Raw genomic sequence first — 17,066 nt, 5'->3', positions numbered from 1 at the left:
GCCTATCGCAGCGCTCGCTCAGGCTGAATAGTTACCTTTTAAATTTGATCCGAACAAGAAGATGGTCCTGGAAAAGCCTGCGGCGCCAACCAAGGACGGCAAACCCGCCAAGCGGCCCAAATCCCACGGGACCGAAAACGCCGGTGACACCTTCAAACTCAAGGCACCGGCAACAACGGACAAGGCCACTTCCGGCGCAACGGATCCGGCCGCCCGCACCAAGGACGCTCCGGCGAACGCCGGCAACCGATAGCCGTACAGGGGCCTCAACCAGCCTTATCCACCAGTCGCGCGCCCCTGGCAATTGCCAGGCCGGTCGTTGCGCGCCGACGCGATGGGGCCCCGGTTTTCGCCCTGCAAGTTCTCAGCCCGGCGCGTGGGTGCCTCTTTCAAGGCGCACCCACGCCATCCATACTGATCGTCATGCCGCCTGCTTGCACGCAGGCGCGACGATCGTCTCTTCTGCCCCCGCAGCGACTTCATTCCGTCAACACGCGTGCCGTCGTGCCGCCTAGAGGCCAGTGAACCGCCGGACGACTTCTTTCCACGTCCGTACACGCCAAAACCGTGGGCGCGAGGCGCCTTGCCACCCAACGCCATCGATCGTGCCCGGCAGTTGCCACTGGCGGGCGCGTGGCCGCATCGACAATAACGAGCACACAACATCGCCGTTGCGCTTGTCGCATCGCAAACACACGCGACGCTGAATTTGTTCCATGTTGATAATGCGCCATTTAACTCGCCACCCAAGTTAGGTATATTTCTTGGAGGACAGGCTTTCATGGCGCGCCCCGCCATGCCCATCTGGCTCCCACAATCGCACGCTGAAAGGTCACCGACCATGTTCAAGAACCTGACGATCAAGGCCCGCCTCATTTTCGTCATCACGGTGCTCAGTGTGATTTCCCTGCTCATTGGCTTGCTCGGCTTGCGCAACCTGAGCGTGACCAACGCCTCGCTCAAGACGGTGTACGAAGACCGCCTGGTGGCGGTGGGCATGCTGGCCGAAGTGCTGACCGAGATCCAGCAAAACCAGACCGCCCTGTCGAAAGCGGTCAGCGCCGACCCGGCCGGCCTGGGTGCGGTGGCCGACGAGGTCGAGCAGCGCGTGAAGGTCGTCACCACCGTGTGGGGCGAATATATGCAGACCTATCTGACCGCCGAAGAAAAAATCATCGCGGCCAAGTTCGTGGCCAGCCGGGAAGCGTTCGTGGCGCAGGGAATCAAGCCGACCCTGGCCGCGTTTCGCGCCAAGGACGCGCCAGCCGCTGTCGCCCTGGTGAACGGCGCGCTGACCCAGGCCTTCCAGCCGGTGCGCGAGAACATGAACGCGCTGATCAAGTACCAGCTCGGCGTCGGCAAGTCCGAGTACCAGGAAGCCACGGCGCGTTTCGAGACGGCGCGCGCGCTCGCCATCGGCCTGATTGTCGTTAGCGCCGCACTCGGCCTGCTGATCGGCGCCGCGCTCATTCGCGGCATCTCGCGCTCGATCGCCGAGGCGCTGCGCTTTGCCAACAGCATCGCCGGCGGCAATCTGACCGGCACCGTCAAGATCGAATCGAACGACGAAATCGGCCAGCTGCTCACGGCGCTGCAAAAAATGAACGACAGCCTGGTCGACGTGGTGCGCCAGGTGCGCCAGGGCACCGATACGATTTCCGTCGCCTCGTCCGAAATCGCGGCCGGCAACCAGGACCTGTCGAGCCGCACCGAGGAGCAAGCCAGCTCGCTGGAGGAAACCGCATCGTCGATGGAAGAACTGACGTCCACCGTCAAGCAGAGCGCCGACAACGCGCGCCAGGCCAGCACCCTGGCCGCGACGGCATCGGACGTGGCTACCAAGGGCGGTAACGTGATCGGCAACGTGGTCGATACGATGGGCCGCATCAATGAGGCCAGCAACAAGATCGTCGACATCATCGGCGTGATCGACGGGATCGCGTTCCAGACCAATATCCTGGCCCTGAACGCGGCGGTGGAAGCGGCGCGCGCGGGCGAGCAGGGACGCGGGTTCGCGGTGGTGGCGAGCGAGGTGCGCAACCTGGCGCAGCGCTCGGCCCAGGCGGCCAAGGAGATCAAGGGCTTGATCGGCAGCTCGGTCGAGCAGGTCGAGGCGGGCAGCAAACTGGTAAACGACGCGGGCAGCACGATGGACGATATCGTCCAGAGCATCCGCCGGGTGACCGATATCATGGGCGACATCGCGGCGGCCAGCCAGGAGCAGACCCTGGGGATCGAGCAGATCAACCAGGCGCTCACGCAGATGGACCAGGTGACGCAGCAGAACGCGGCGCTGGTGGAAGAGGCTGCGGCGGCGTCCGAAGCGATGCAGGACCAGGCGCGCCAGCTGGCCGCCGTGGTCAGCGTGTTCAAGCTCAATGCCGGCACCGCGGTGGCATCGGCGCCACGGCAAATGGCGGCGCGCAGCGCGTCCAAGCCGGTGGGGCGCGCGCCGGTGAAAAAGCAGCTGGGCAGCGCCACGCCGGCCGAGGATTGGGAAGAGTTTTAAACGACGCTATCAGCGCCGTCCGAACATCATCCATTCACCCAGCAAATTCTTGGCCGGGTTGAATGTGTCGAGCAAGCCAAGCGACAATCCCAGCAGGGCCTGCCCCGGCCCCTCATGCGCGAACGCGCGCGCCATGCTATCGGTCAGCTCCACCACCAGCTTGCGGTCGCTCTGCCGCTCGCTGGCGAACGCGCTCACGGCCGCCGGCCCCGCCTCGCGTACCAGCAGCCGCGCCAGCACGGCCGCATCGCGCAGCCCCAGGTTCAATCCCTGTCCCGCCACCGGGTGCAAGGTCTGCGCCGCATTCCCGATCGCCACCGTACGCTTGGTGGCAGCCGGTTCGGCATTGAGCCCGAGCGGATAGGCACTGCGCGCGCCAGTTGCGGTAAACCGTCCCAGGCGCTGCCCGAACGCCTCGCCCAGCTGCGCCAGGAAAGCCGCGTCATCGAGCGCCAGCAATGCCTGCGCGCGCTCCGGCCGCACGCACCACACCAGCGCATACTGATGGCCATCGGCGCCGTCCTGCGGCAGCAGCGCCAGCGGCCCTTCGCCGGTAAAGCGCTCGTACGCGCGATGCGCAAGCGGCGCGCTGGCGCTGACGCGCGCAATCACCGCCGTCTGCCGGTAGTCGTGCGTGCGCGACCTGGCATCCTGCTCGCCGAACACGCCGCCCTCGGCCTGCACCACCACCGCCGCATCCAGCGCGCGGCCGTCGTCCAAGGTCAGTCCGACGCCATCGGCACGCTCCGCATGGCCGGCCACGCGCGCCGGCCGCATCGCCACCACGCCGGCGCGCTCGCACGCCGCCGACAGGGCCGACACCAGGTCGCCGTAGCGCGCCACGTAACCGAGTGCCTCCACGCCATGCTCGCCGCGGTCGATCAGGCTGCGCCCGAAGTGGCCGCGGCGCGATACATGGACCTGGTGGATGGCGCTGGCCGGCAGCGGCCAGGCGCCGATCTCTTCCAGCAGCAGGCGGCTGCCATACGACAGCGCGATCGAGCGCGGGTCGCTCATTGCCGTACCCAGCGCCTTGGCGTCGATCAGGGCAATCCGCGCGCTATCCATGCCGCGCCGCGCCAGCAGGGCGGCCAGTGCCATGCCGACCGGGCCGGCACCGCAGATCGCCACATCGAACGTTGTTTGTGTGTTGTCCATCAGGTCCGCATCAGTTGTTCAATATCGTCCGCCAGCCTTGGAGCGCAAGCGCTCAGGATCGTATGCCCGCCTGGGGTGAGCAGCACGTCGTCCTCGATGCGGATGCCGATGTGCCAGAACTGTTCCGGCACGCCGTCCGCCGGACGCACGTAGATGCCCGGTTCGACCGTCAGCACCATGCCCGCCTGCAGCGGGCGCGATGGCTTGCCATCCACCGTGACGTCGCGGTAAGCGCCGGCATCGTGCACGTCGAGGCCCAGCCAGTGGCCGGTGCCGTGCATGTAGAACTGCTGGTGCGCGCGCTCGGCGATGACGTCGTCGACGCTGCCGAATTTGCCCTTGTCCAGCAAGCCCAGGTCGAGCATGCCCTGCGCCAGCACGCGCGTGGCGGCGTCGTGGATGTCGCTGTACTTCTGGCCGGGCCGCAGCACCGCCAGCGCCGCCTCCTGCGCTGCCAGTACCAGCTCGTACAGCACCCGCTGTGGTCCGCTGAAGCGGCCGTTGACGGGATAGGTGCGGGTGATGTCGGCGGCGTAGCTGTCCAGTTCACAGCCGGCGTCGATCAGCACCAGGTCGCCGTCGCGCGTTTGCCCGTTGTTGGCGTTGTAGTGCAGCACGCAGGCGTTCGCGCCCGAGGCCACGATCGGCGTGTAGGCCGGAAACTGGGCGCCGTTGCGGCGGAACTCGTGCAGCAGTTCCGCCTCGATCTCGTATTCGTACACGCCGGGTTTTGAAAAACGCATGGCGCGTTCGTGCGCCTTGCCCGAAATGGTCGCGGCGCGCAGCATCACGGCTTGTTCGCCGTCGTCCTTGAACACCCGCATCTCGTCGAGCATGGCCAGCAGGTCATGCGCCACCGTCGGCGCAGTGACGCCGGTACGCGCCTGGCGCCGCACCGCCAGCAGCCAGTTCTTCATTTGCATGTCGAGCGCGGCGCTGTGCCCGAGCGCATAATACGCCGCCGGGGCGTTGGCCAGCAGCCGCGCCATTTCCGTATCCAGCTCCTCGATCGGGAAGGCGGCATCGAAACCGAAGGCGATGCGCGCGCCCTCGGGACCATGGCGGAAGCCATCCCAGATTTCGCGCTCGACGTTCTTCTGGCGGCAGAACAGGATCGCCTGCGCCGCCGTCGACCCATGCCCGGCCACCAGCACCAGCACGCTGTCCGGTTCCGTGAAGCCGCTCAGGTAGTAAAAATAGCTGTCGTGGCGGTAGGGGTAGTCGGTGTCGCTGTTGCGCTGCACTTCCGGCGCGGTCGACAGGATCGCCACCGCGCCCGGCTGCATCGCCGCGCACAGGCGCGCGCGCCGCGCCGCGAAAGGCGCGTTGTTCATGGTGCCGCCTTGCGCGCGCCCAGCGGTGCGTTGAGCTCTTCGAGCTGCGCCACCGTGCCGACGTTGACCCAGTCGCCTTCGTAGATTTCGCCGCCCACCTGGCCCAGGTCCGCGTACTGGCGGATCAGGGTGCCCAGGCGCGCATGCGTGCCCGGCGCGATGGCCTTGAACATCTCCGCCCGGTACACGCCGATGTTCGAGAAATTCCACTTGGTGTCGCCGTCGTTGGCCACCTGGTACATGGTCAGGCCGAAGTCGCCCTGCGGATTGTGGAAGGGGTTCGGCGTCAGGTAGATCCAGCAGGCGTCGCGCTTGTCAAGCGGGTAAGGATTGCCCCACATGTCTTCGTCAACCAGCACGTCGGCCACCTGCGCAAAATCGAAGTAGGGGCAGTAGATGTCGGCCGACAGCACCAGGAACGGATCGTCCCCCAGCAGGTGCAGCGCGTTGGCGATGCCGCCGGCCGTTTCCAGCGCCACCGTTTCGGGCGAGTAGACGATGCGCGCGCCGTACTTGCCGCCGTCGCCCAGTTCGCGCTCGATCACGTCGCCCATGTATGCGTGGTTGATGACGATCTCGGTGATCCCCGCGCGCACCAGGTTCAGGATATGCCAGACGATCAGCGGCCGGCCGCGCACTGTCAGCAGCGGCTTGGGGCAATGGTCGGTCAGTGGCCGCATGCGTTCGCCGCGGCCGGCGGCCAGGATCATGGCTTTCATGAGTGGCCCCGCATCAGAAGGTGTAGCCCACTTGCGGAACCTTGTCCTCGAAGGCGTCGAGCAGGCGCGCCAGCGGTTTGAGGGCAATGTAGCGGTTGCACGTCTTGCGCACGTAGTCGATCACGGTCGGCAGATCGCCCAGGTAGGCGCTCTTGCCGTCGCGGTAGTTCAGGCGGCAGAAGATGCCGAGGATTTTCAGGTGGCGCTGCAAGGCCATGAATTCGAAGTCCTGGTAAAACGCGTCGATGTCCGGATTGACCGGCAGCCCGACCGCCTTGGCGCGCTGCCAGTAGCGCACCACCCAGTCGAGCACGATTTCTTCATCCCATTGCACATACGCGTCGCGCAGCAGCGAGGCCAGGTCGTAGGTGACCGGGCCGAACACGGCATCCTGGAAGTCCAGCACGCCCGGGTTGCCCTGGTCCATGAACATCAGGTTGCGCGAATGGAAATCACGGTGCATGAATACTTGTTGCTGGGCCAGGTTGTTGGCGATGATCGCCTCGAACACCTTGTTCAGCGTGGCGCTCTGTGCCGGCGTCATGGTCACGCCCAGGTGCTTGCCGACGAACCATTCCGGGAACAGGTTCAGCTCGCGTTCGATGAAGGCGCGGTCGTATTCGGGCAGCACGCCGGCTTCGCTGGTGAGCTGGAACTTGATCAGCGCGTCGACCGCGTCCGAGTACATGAACGGGGCGTTGTCGACGTCCAGGCGCTGCAGGTACGTGGTGGTACCCAGGTCCGACAGCAGCAGGAAGCCATTGGCCACATCCTGCGCCACGATGGCCGGCACCGACACGCCGGCAGCGAGCAGCAAGCCTTGCACGTGGATGAAGGCCGGCACGTTTTCGCGCTCGGGCGGGGCATCCATGGCGATCAGGGTGGCGCCGAGTTTGGCGCGCAGTGCGGGCGCGACGTCGAGCCGGAAGTAGCGGCGGAAGCTGGCGTCGGCCGAGGCCGGACGGCGCGATTCGACCTGCACCAGGCCGAGCGTATCGAGCCAGGTGGTGAGCTGCGTCAGGCGGGTGTCCGACGATGTTGCGGGGGTGGTGGGGAGCGATGAAGACATGATGCAGCCTGAGAATCCGATTGAAGGTGAAGATTCCCATATAATAAGGGATTAAACTCAAAAAATCGCCTGCCATGGTGTTTGCACACGTCATTTCATGAGCTGGAAAAAACCGGCAGCTCTCCCCTCGCAGCGTTGGGCCTATGCCCTGACGGCGCTCGTCACCGCCACCGCGGTGCCCTTGCACGCCCAAACCGTCCAAAACGTCCAAAAGCGCGAACGTACCGAAGATCCGAACCTGCCCGTGAACGTGCGCGCAGAGGAAATTTCCGGCCGCCCCGAACGCGAACTCATTCTTGAGCGCGGTGTCGAACTGAGCCGGGGACAAACCCGGATGAAAGCCGACCGCGCCTGTTTCAAGAACGTCGAGAATGAAGTCACCGCCAACGGCAATGTCTGGATGGAACGCTTCGGCGACACCTACAAGGGCGAAGAGTTGCAGCTGAACTTGTCTTCGGGCAAGGGCTGGGTATTGCGTCCCGAGTACCGCATGGGGCTCAACAACGCGCAGGGCGCGGCCAAGCGCGTCGATTTCATCAGCGAAGACGAAGCCATCGTCGTTGACGGCACCTACACCACCTGCGAAGGCCTCACGCCCGACTGGTACCTCAAGTCGAACACCCTGCGCCTCGACGCCGGGCGCGACGTGGGCGTGGCCGGCAAGACCGTGATTTATTTCAAGGGCGTGCCGATCATCGGCACGCCGGCGCTGTCGTTCTCGCTGTCGGGCGCGCGCCGTTCCGGCTGGCTGCCGCCGACCGTGGGCTTGCGTTCCAAGGGCCGCGCCGAGGTCTTGCAACCTTATTATGTGAACATCGCGCCCAACCGCGACCTGACCCTGTATCCGCGCTGGATGCTCGACCGCGGCATCCAGTTCGGCGCCACCGCGCGCTACCTGGGCGAAAACGCGTATGGCGGCTATTCCGGCCAGACCCATGCCGAAGTCTTGCCCAACGACAAGGTCACCAAGACCGACCGCTGGCGCGTCAATTCGCTGCACAACCAGGGCATTGCGCGCGGCCTGTCGTTCGGCTGGAACCTGAACGGCGCCTCGGATGACAATTATCCGAGCGACTTCTCGCAATCGATTTCCAGCAGCGCCGAACGGCAGCTGGTGCGCGAAGTGCGCACTGACTATCGCGCCGAGCACTGGAATATGTCGCTGCGGGCGCAGAGCTACCAGATTTTGCAGGACCCGAATTTCTTCATTGCGCGTCCGTACGCACGCTTGCCGGAACTGTTGCTGCATGCCGGCCGCTACGACGTCAAGGGCTTCGACTGGGCGGTCGACACCGAAGTGACCCGCTTTGCGCATCCGGACTTGCCTACCGGCAACCGCGCGGTGGTGATGCCGCAGCTCAGCTATCCGATCGTGCGTCCCGGCTACCACATCACGCCCAAGCTCAGCCTGCACGCCAGCGCCTACGAGCTTAGCCATGGCGTCGACAGCGCCGCCAACGCCCCGACCTCGCTCACGCGCGTGCTGCCCACCTTTTCGCTCGACAGCGGCCTGGTATTCGAGCGCGACGCCAAGCTGGCCGGGCGCCAGATGACGCAAACGCTCGAACCGCGCCTGTTCTACGTCTACACGCCGTACAAGGACCAGAGCAAGTTCCCGAATTTCGATACCTTCGAGGCCAGCTTCAACATGGCCCAGATCTTCAACGAAAACCGCTTTATCGGCAACGACCGGGTATCGGATGCGAACCAATTGACCGCGGCACTGGTCTCACGCTTCCTGGAATCGAACGGGGCCGAGCGCCTGCGCCTGGTATTCGGGCAGCGCTTTTACCTCAACGAGCAGCGCGTCCAGCTGCTGGCCAACGCGCCGCGCACCGAAAGCCGCTCCGACGTGCTGCTGCAGGCGTCCGGCCGCATTTCCGAGAAATGGAACTTCGACAGCGCGGTGCAATACAATGCCAGCGCCAGCAGCGTGGTCGCATCCAACTACGGGGTACAGTGGCAGCCGGGCGAAAAGAAGGTCATCAACGCCGAGTATCGCTTCCTGCGCGACAGCGTCAAGAATGCGATGATATCGTCGCAGTGGCCGCTCTCGAAGCGCTGGTATGGCGTGGGCCGGATGAATTACTCGGTCCTGAGCCACAAGGTGGTCGAAAGCCTGGTCGGGCTGGAATACCAGGCCGATTGCTGGGTGTTCCGCATGGGTGGCCAGCGTTTTGTGACGACCACGCGCAATACCTCGACCCAGGCGTTCGTCCAGCTTGAGCTGAACGGCCTGTCCAAGCTTGGTTTCGGCAGTCCGCTCGAATCGTTTTACAAGAGCGTTCCAGGTTACACGAGGCTCAATCCGGGCCCGAGCCGTTAAGCGGGACGTCGGATTTTTTATTCACCGAATATCACCTGAATATGAGTGCTTCCCAGATTATGCGTAATATCCGTATGCACCAACTCAAGATCGCAGCGACGCTGCTGTGCGCCCTGTGCGCCGGACAGGCCGCCGCGCAGGGCGCTCCGGCCAAGCCAGGCGCCCCGGCCAAGCCGGCGCCAGCGGCCCCCGCCAAGCCGTCGAGCGGCTTCCTGCCGCCGGCATCGGCGTCCGCCAATGTCATCGATTCGATCGCCGTGGTGGTCAACGATGAAGTCATCACCCGCAACGAAATCGCCGCGCGCGTGCGCGCCGTCGAAGGCGCGATGAAGGCGCAGAACGCGCCCGTGCCCGAAGCGGCCGACTTGCAGCGCCAGGTCATCGAGCGCATGATCGTCGAACGCGCCCAGATGCAGCTGGCCAAGGAAATGGGCGTGCGCGTCGACGACACCATGCTCGACCGCGCTATCGGCCGCATCGCCGAGCAGCAAAAGATGTCGGTGCAGGACATGCGCAACCAGATGGAAAAGAGCGGCACCACCTTCGCCGCCTTCCGCGAAGAGATCCGCAGCGAAATCATGATGCAGCGCCTGCGCGAGCATGAAGTCGACAACAAGATCCAGATTTCCGACGCCGAGGTCGACACCTACCTGGCCGCCGAAAAAGCCGCCGCCGCCGACAAGGTCGAAATGAACCTGTCGCAGATCATGGTGCGCATCCCCGAAAACGCCTCGCCCGAGCAGATCGCCGCGCGCCGCGCACGGGCCGACGAAGTGATGCGCCAGCTGCGCACCGGCGCCGACTTCGCCAAGATCGCCGCCACCTATTCCGATTCGAGCGATGCGCTCAAGGGCGGCGAAATCGGCTGGCGCAACACCGACCGCCTGCCGCCGCTGTTTTCCGACGCCCTGTCCAAGCTCAAGCCGGGCCAGGTCACCCCGGTCCTGAAAAGCACCACCGGTTTTCACATCCTCAAGATGGTCGACAAGCGCAACCTGGCCGACGCCAGCGCGCCGGCGGCGGTGCAGCAGACGCGCGCGCGCCACATCCTGCTCAAGGTCAGCCCGACCATGACGGCGGCCGACGCCAAGCGCAAGCTGACCGAATTGAAGGAGCGCCTCGACAACAAGGCCGCCAAGTTCGAGGAACTGGCGCGCCTGTTCTCCAACGATGGTTCGGCCAGCAAGGGCGGCGACCTCGGCTGGCTGTACCCGGGCGACGTCGTGCCCGAATTCGAGACCGTCATGAGCACGCTCAAACCGGGCGAGCTGAGCGCCGTGGTCGAAACGCCGTACGGTTTCCACCTGATCGAAGTGATGGAACGCAAGAGCGACGACCAGAACAAGGAACGGGTGCGCATGGCCGCGCGCCAGGTGATCCGCGACCGCAAGCTCGAAGAAGCCACCGAAGACTGGGCGCGCCAGGTGCGCGACCGCGCCTACGTCGAGTTCCGCGACGAAAACAAGTAAGCCGATGCACCAGGCAAGCACACGGCCGGCGATCGCCATCACCACCGGCGAACCGGCCGGGATCGGGCCGGAAATCTCGATCCGCGCCGCCTGGGCCATGCGTGCGCAGGTCAACTGCGTGCTGCTCGGCGACGCCGCCTTCCTGGCGCTAACCGCCAGCCTGATCGACCCCGCTATCGAACTGGCCGCGCTGTCGGTGCAGGCGCTGCGCAACGGCGGCCTGCCGCACTTCGGGCCGTCCCGCATCGCCGTGATCGACGTGCCGCTCGGTGCCCACGTGGTGCCGGGCGTGCTCGATCCGGCCAACGGGCGCGCGCTGCTGGCCACGCTCGACCTGGCGCTCGAAGGCGCACGCGCCGGCTGGTTCGACGCCATCGTCACCGCGCCCCTGCAAAAGAGCACCATCAACGACGCCGGCGTGGCTTTTTCGGGCCACACCGAATACCTGGCCGAAAAAACCGGCACCGCGCAGGTGGTGATGATGCTGGCCGGCGAGACCGAACCTGGCAATCCGCCGCTGCGGGTGGCGCTGGCCACCACCCATTTGCCGCTCAAGGATGTCGCGGCGGCCATCACCCGCGAGGGCCTGGCGCGGGTGATCGGCATCATTCATGACGACCTGAAAACCAAATTCGGCATTGCCGCTCCGCGCATCCTGGTCACCGGCCTCAATCCGCACGCGGGCGAGAACGGCTACCTGGGGCGCGAAGAGATCGACACCATCACGCCGGCACTGGAACAGGCGCGCGCGAACGGCATCGACGCGCGCGGGCCGTATCCGGCCGATACCCTGTTCCAGCACAAGTATCTGATCGACGCCGACTGCGTGCTGGCCATGTACCACGACCAGGGCCTGCCGGTGCTCAAATACGCCACCTTCGGACGCGGCGTGAACATCACGCTCGGCTTGCCGCTGATCCGCACCTCGGTCGACCACGGCACCGCGCTCGACCTGGCCGCCGCAGGCCTCGGCCGCGCCGACTGCGGCAGCATGGAACAAGCCATCCGCACCGCCCTGCACATGGTGGACGCACAGCGTGCATCGCAGCTTTAAACAGATTTGAGAAGAAGAATATGAAACACGTCGCCCGCAAGCGCTTCGGCCAGAATTTTTTGACCGACAAACTCGTCCTCGATAACATCATCGACGCCATCGGTCCCGAGAAGGGCCAGGCGATGGTCGAAATCGGGCCGGGCCTGGCCGCCATGACGGCGCTGCTGCTCAAGCGCCTGGACCACATGCACGTGGTGGAACTGGACCGCGACCTGGTCGCGCGCCTGGAAAACAACTTCCCGCGCGAGAAGCTGACCATTCACTCGGGCGACGCGCTCAAGTTCGACTACGGCCAGATTCCGGTACCGGAAGGGCAAAAGCTGCGCGTGGTCGGCAACCTGCCGTACAACATTTCGAGCCCGCTGCTGTTTCACCTGGCCGAATTCGCACACCTGATCGAAGACCAGCATTTCATGCTGCAAAAGGAAGTCGTCGAGCGCATGGTGGCGGCGCCGGGCAGCAAGGTGTACGGACGCTTGTCCGTGATGCTGCAATGGCGCTACGACATGTCGCTGATGTTCATCGTGCCGCCGACCGCGTTCGATCCGCCGCCGCAGGTGGAGTCGGCGATCGTGCGCATGGTGCCGACCGCGCGCAAGCTGGCCTGCGACGGGCCGACGTTGGAGGCGGTGGTGATGAAGGCGTTTTCGCAGCGCCGCAAGGTGATCCGCAACTGCGTGGCGGGGATGTTTACCGAGGCGCAGCTGATCGAGGCGGGCATCGATCCTTCGACCCGTCCGGAGACGGTCAGCCTGGAGCAGTATGTGGCGCTGTCGAATTTGCTCAAGCAACCGGCCTGACTGGCCGATCCGATGGGAGCATTGTCATGATCATGCTGAAAGTCCCGTACGCCGAAAAAGACGAGGCCAAGGCCCTGGGCGCGCGCTGGAACAAGGATAGCAAGCTGTGGTACGTGCCCGATAACGTGGATGCGGCGCCGTTCCAGCGCTGGGTGCTCAAGGGCTTGGCGCCAGGCCCCGCCAAGGCTTCCGGCGCTCCGGCGGGCAGGGTTGATTCGTATGCGGGCAAGCAGGTCGTGGGCGCGCGCTATGTGGCGCTGGAACACGGGTGCAATCCGTTTGAGGCGTGCCCGGAGTGCGGGCCGAAGCTGGCGGCGTCTGGATGGTCGGATGCCCGCGCCGAGGTGCTGCGGATTGTGAGTGGGCTGACGACCTGAAGTGGTCTTCGCGTATCAATTACCGAGCCAAGTACCCTTTGACCTAAAACCTCAAAACCGTCATTCCTGCGCGGGAAGTCATTTCTGCCAGTGGCAGGAATGACGGTTTTTAGTTTACCGGTAAAAGGTTTTAGTTTAGCGGTCCTTACGTCCCGATCCGCCCACCATCGTTCTTGGTGATCACGATGGTCGCCGACCGTGGTCGCTTGCCCGCGCCGTAGCCGGCATTGCTCGGCCACTGGCTGGTGTACTTCGACGGATCGCCCAGATTCGCCTGCGCCGTATTTTCACCCGGGTGCTGGATGTTGATGAACATCGACTTCCCATCCGGCGTTTCGCAAATCCCCGTGATCTCCGACCCCACCGGCCCGACCAGGAAGCGCTTGAGCGTCTCCGCGCTTGGCTTCTTGCCCACGTAGGTATCGACCGCCAAGGTGCCGCCATTGGCCTTTGGATGGTTCAGGGTGACCTTGGCGCCATCGCCGACCGTGCCCGGAATCGCGGCAAGCATCATGCAGTTGGTGACGTCGGTGTACGCGCCATCGTCGGTCTGGATCCAGCAGATGCCGGTGTACGGGCTGAAGGCCAGGCCGTCCGGGCTCGAAAAATCCTGGTCCGCGGTCAGGTTCGACAAATTCACGAAGCCGCCACTGGCACCCGCTTCGGCGCCGAACAGGTACACATCCCACGTGAAGCTGGTGGCCGCGCTGGCGCCCGCGCCTTCCTTCATGCGCAGGATATGGCCGTTCGGATTACCGCTTTGGGCCGAGCTGCCTTTCATGTCGGTGTAGGCGCGCGGGTTGGCGCTGTCCGGCACCAGCTGCGACGACGTCGGGTCGACCGCGCGGTTCGAGTTGTTGGTCAGCGCGTAGTAGATTTCGCCGTTGGCCGGATTGACCGAGCACCATTCCGGACGGTCCATCTTGGTCGCTCCCACCGCATCGGCGGCCAGGCGGGCGTTGATGGCGATGTCGGCCTGGTCGGCGAACTTGTAGGCGCCGTATCCGGCAATCGCGGCGTTCGACATGGCCAGTTCGATCCACTGGCCGCTGCCGTCGGCGTTCAATTTGGCCACATACAGCTTGCCGCTGTCGAGGTATTTGTCGCCGGTGGCCATGCGGTCGCTGGCGCTGGCGTCGGCGGCGGCCCAGACGGCGGTCGAGACGAATTTGTAGATGTACTCATTGCGCGAATCGTCGCCCATGTACACGGCCAGCTGCTGGCCGGCGACCGGGTTGCCGAAGGCGGCGCTTTCGTGGGCATAGCGGCCGAGCGCCGTGCGCTTCTTGGCCGATTTGGACTTGTCGTACGGGTCCATTTCGACGATGTAGCCCATGCCGTTCATTTCATTGCGGTAGTCGTCGCTGCCATCGAGCGACGTCCCTTTCTTGCTGATGTCCCAGCGCGCGTACTTGTCGTCGCTGCCGGCGCTTTCCCAGCCGTGGCGCGAGGTGGCGCCCTGGCTGCGGCCATAGCGCTTGAGCGAGGCGATGCTCTTGTCGCCGGCGCGCGCTGCGTCGTCGGCGCCGCCGCGTACAAAGTAGCCGGACCAGTTTTCTTCACCGGTCAGGAACGAACCCCATGGCGACTTGCCGGTGCCGCAGTTGTTCAGGGTGCCGCGCGTCTTGGTCGCGGTCGGCGAGTATTTGGTGGTCAGGAGCGCATTGCCGCGCGCCGGGCCGGACAGTTCGATGTCGGAGAGCGGCGTGATGCGGCGGTTGAACGACGACTCTTTGACGTAGGCCCAGGCGGCGCCGGTCTTCCTGACTTCGACCACGCTCACGCCATGGATCGCGATTTCCTTGTCCACTTCGGCGGCGGGGCGCGGCAGGGTGGTCGCGCCGCCATTGGCGTGCAGGAAGAAGGACGACAGTTTCGCATCGGTGGTCGCTTCATGGTTCACGGCCAGCAGGCCGCGCTCCGAACTGCTGGTGGTGGCGGTGCCGGTCGCCGACAGGCCATAGAACTCCATGCCGTCGTGATGGTCGCCGGCGCGGGTGTCGAAGTTGTCGTCGGTGCCGTCGTTCTTGTAGGCGGGGGTGGTGCCGTTGAGCGGGTCGCCCAGCGCATAGATGACGGACGCGGTGTAGCCGGCCGGGACGGTCACGAGATCGGCCAGGCTTTTCGGCACGGCGGTAAACGCCAGCAGTTTTTCAGCCGGGACCGGCGTCGGGGTCGGCGTTACCGGACCTGGGCTGTCATCGCTGCTGCAGGCCGACAAACCGACTGCGCCGAAGATCGCCGTGGCGGCCGACGCCATGCCGCCGCGCAGCAGGCTGCGGCGGCTCAGGCGGGCATTGAGCACCGTGTTGAAGTGTTCGTTCGGCGAATCGTTGCAGTCGATATCATCCGGATCAATGGCGCGAACCGGATCGTTTGGCTTGTTCATGAAGGTCCTATGGCTGGGGGTTGATTTAGCAAGCCGGATTCTAGCCAGCCCAGATGACCGTGCCGTGACGGCAGGATGACAGGATGATGACAGGCGCCGGCCTGTCGATCCAGGATGCATGACCGCGCAAGACGATCCATGCAGAAATATCGTTTCCAAAGCGCCAACATTAACCCCGTTCATGCCATGATGGATGCTGGCTTGCCGAACGAATTGCTCTCACCCTGAAGGAATGACATCCGATGAGTTTTCCCCGCACACTGTGTTTCCTGCTCGCCAGCCTGGCCGTCGCCATGCCGGGTGCGAGCGCCCTGGCGGCGGCGCCAGCCAGTGCCGCCGTCGATACCTCCGCCGACAGCGCCGCCAGCAAGGCCGTGCTGGAATTCATGCGCGCCGAAATGCAGGAACGGCGCATACCGGGCTTGCAGATTGCCGTGATCCGCCACCAGAAAGTGGTGTTTTCAAGCGCGCTCGGCGTGGCCAACATCCAGCACGGGGTGCCGGTCAATGATCGCACCGTATTTTCGATCAATTCCGGGACCAAGGCGTTCACCGGCGTGGCCATCATGCAGCTGCTTGAACAGGGCAAGCTGGCGCTCGACGCGCCGGTGTCGCGCTATCTGGATGGCTTGCCGGCGGCGTGGCAGGGCGTCACCATCGCCCAGTTGCTCAATCACACGTCCGGGATTCCCGACGTCCTCGATCCGGAAGGCGACCTGCTGCCGGGCGGCATGGACGGCGCCTGGAAGACCGCGCAAACGCTGCCGGTACGGTTCGCGCCGGGCCAGCGCTTCAGCTATAACCAGACCAACTACGTGCTGCTGGGGAAAATCATCGACCGCCTGAGCGGCGAGCCCTTCCTGGCGTCCATCCGGCACCGCCAGTTCGACGTGGTTGGCATGCCCGACAGCAGCTTCGGCGATAGCGCCGACGTCATCAAGAACAAGGCCAATTCCTACCGCTTCGGGCGCGACGGCGCGCTGCGCAACGTGGTCGAAGAGTTTCCGCCGGCGATGCGCACGGGCGCCGGCATGAATACCACGGCGACCGAACTGGGCAAGTGGATCGTGGCCCTGCAGCAGGGGCGCCTGCTGCAGCCGGCGACCATGGCGGCGATGTGGACGCCGTCCTCGTTCGCCGATGGGCGGCCGGCACCGTGGGCCATGGGCTGGCCGGCGATCCGCCGTGGCGCACAGGCGCACCGGGCGGTGGCGGGGATCGGGGGCGGGCGTTCGGCCTTCTATATTTATCCGGACGACGACCTGGCGGTCATCATCCTGACCAACCTGGCCGGCGCCCAGCCGGACCAGTTGATCGATACGGTGGCGGGCTTGTATGCGCCGGCGCTGCGCGCCACCGGCGGCGGCGGCTATGCCCTGTACCGCTTGCGCGAGCAGACCGCGCGCGGCGGTTTCGATGATATCGACGGGCAGCTGCGCCAAGTGACGCGGCAATACGCGGTGCCGAACCCGTCCGAGGGCAGTTTGAACGGCTGGGGTTACCGCTTGCTGTCGCGCAAGCAGCTCAAGCCGGCCATTGCGGTGCTCGGCCTGGCCGCGCGCCTGTATCCGGACAGCGCCAACGCCCATGACAGCCTGGCCGAAGCGTATGAAGCCGTGGAAGAGCAAGCGCTGGCGATCCGCCATTACCGCCGTTCGCTGGAACTGGACCCGGACAACCGCAATGCGGCCGGCCACCTGGCGGCGCTGGAAAAGAAATAAGGCGCAAGCACGCCGAAAACCAGGACAAAAAAAAGCCCGCTGTGAAGCGGGCTTGAAATCCAATTCTTTTTGAGGAGAGTTGGAGGAGACAGGTGCAATTATGCTGCGCTACAGCATATCAAGCCAATTTATCTTTGGAAT

At 64.9% G+C, this 17,066-nt stretch carries 13 protein-coding genes; 8 read left to right on the top strand and 5 right to left on the bottom strand.

All coding sequences use genetic code 11. The features are described 5' to 3' along the window. Positions 1–61: 61 nt before the first annotated feature. Complete coding sequence (locus tag F2P44_RS24795; RefSeq protein WP_167090359.1) at positions 62–253, top strand: hypothetical protein; 192 nt, start codon at positions 62–64, stop codon at positions 251–253. Positions 254–841: 588 nt separating this feature from the next. After that, positions 842–2,509 (top strand): methyl-accepting chemotaxis protein, encoded by a 1,668-nt coding sequence (locus F2P44_RS36435; protein WP_167090357.1) that lies wholly within the window; start codon positions 842–844, stop codon positions 2,507–2,509. A gap of 9 nt (positions 2,510–2,518) precedes the next feature. Here the strand turns inward: F2P44_RS36435 and F2P44_RS24785 are convergent, their stop codons facing one another. From F2P44_RS24785 to F2P44_RS24770, 4 genes are read right to left on the bottom strand one after another with little or no spacing between them, the layout of a single operon-like run. After that, complete coding sequence (locus F2P44_RS24785; protein ID WP_167090355.1) at positions 2,519–3,667, bottom strand: FAD-dependent monooxygenase; 1,149 nt, start codon at positions 3,665–3,667, stop codon at positions 2,519–2,521. Then, on the bottom strand, positions 3,667–5,001 hold the full coding sequence (gene pepP / locus F2P44_RS24780; RefSeq protein WP_167090353.1) for a Xaa-Pro aminopeptidase: 1,335 nt from the start codon (positions 4,999–5,001) through the stop codon (positions 3,667–3,669). The genes F2P44_RS24785 and pepP overlap by 1 nt, the downstream gene beginning before the upstream one ends. Further along, a complete protein-coding gene (murU, locus tag F2P44_RS24775) occupies positions 4,998–5,720 on the bottom strand; it encodes an N-acetylmuramate alpha-1-phosphate uridylyltransferase MurU (RefSeq protein WP_167090351.1) in 723 nt (240 codons plus the stop codon). Before murU ends, pepP begins: the two co-directional genes overlap by 4 nt. A gap of 13 nt (positions 5,721–5,733) precedes the next feature. Beyond that, positions 5,734–6,789 carry an aminoglycoside phosphotransferase family protein gene (locus F2P44_RS24770; RefSeq protein ID WP_167090349.1) on the bottom strand — a complete coding sequence of 352 codons (1,056 nt, stop codon included), beginning with the start codon at positions 6,787–6,789 and terminating at the stop codon, positions 5,734–5,736. Between the two features lie 97 nt (positions 6,790–6,886). Here F2P44_RS24770 and F2P44_RS24765 point away from each other — a divergent pair, with 97 nt between their 5' ends. The 5 genes from F2P44_RS24765 to F2P44_RS24745 all read left to right on the top strand — a co-directional run bounded on the left by F2P44_RS24765 (position 6,887) and on the right by F2P44_RS24745 (position 12,815). Next, positions 6,887–9,115, top strand: a complete 2,229-nt coding sequence (locus tag F2P44_RS24765) for an LPS-assembly protein LptD (RefSeq protein WP_167090347.1) — start codon at positions 6,887–6,889, stop codon at positions 9,113–9,115. Between the two features lie 74 nt (positions 9,116–9,189). Next, positions 9,190–10,584, top strand: a complete 1,395-nt coding sequence (locus F2P44_RS24760) for a peptidylprolyl isomerase (protein ID WP_167090345.1) — start codon at positions 9,190–9,192, stop codon at positions 10,582–10,584. Positions 10,585–10,588: 4 nt separating this feature from the next. Beyond that, positions 10,589–11,638: a 4-hydroxythreonine-4-phosphate dehydrogenase PdxA gene (gene pdxA, locus F2P44_RS24755; RefSeq protein WP_167090343.1), complete on the top strand. Its 1,050-nt coding sequence runs from the start codon at positions 10,589–10,591 to the stop codon at positions 11,636–11,638. 20 nt (positions 11,639–11,658) lie between these two features. After that, positions 11,659–12,438, top strand: coding sequence for a 16S rRNA (adenine(1518)-N(6)/adenine(1519)-N(6))-dimethyltransferase RsmA (rsmA, locus tag F2P44_RS24750; protein WP_167090341.1), 780 nt, complete (start codon positions 11,659–11,661; stop codon positions 12,436–12,438). 26 nt (positions 12,439–12,464) lie between these two features. Next, positions 12,465–12,815, top strand: coding sequence for a DUF5710 domain-containing protein (locus F2P44_RS24745; protein WP_167090339.1), 351 nt, complete (start codon positions 12,465–12,467; stop codon positions 12,813–12,815). 145 nt (positions 12,816–12,960) lie between these two features. On the opposite strand, the gene F2P44_RS24740 is transcribed toward F2P44_RS24745, so the two are convergent. Further along, entirely contained in the window at positions 12,961–15,204 is a 2,244-nt protein-coding gene (locus tag F2P44_RS24740) for a PhoX family protein (RefSeq protein WP_167090337.1), read from the bottom strand. 242 nt (positions 15,205–15,446) lie between these two features. On the opposite strand from F2P44_RS24740, the gene F2P44_RS24735 reads away from it, so the two are divergent. Beyond that, positions 15,447–16,925: a serine hydrolase domain-containing protein gene (locus tag F2P44_RS24735; protein WP_167090335.1), complete on the top strand. Its 1,479-nt coding sequence runs from the start codon at positions 15,447–15,449 to the stop codon at positions 16,923–16,925. The last annotated feature ends 141 nt before the right edge of the window (positions 16,926–17,066 follow it).

The sequence above is a fragment of the Massilia frigida genome (genome assembly GCF_011682175.1).
GTDB classification, from domain to species: Bacteria; Pseudomonadota; Gammaproteobacteria; order Burkholderiales; family Burkholderiaceae_D; genus Telluria_A; species Telluria_A frigida.
The sequence above is the reverse complement of the archived record's forward strand: the minus strand, read 5'-3'. Positions and strand labels throughout refer to the sequence as shown.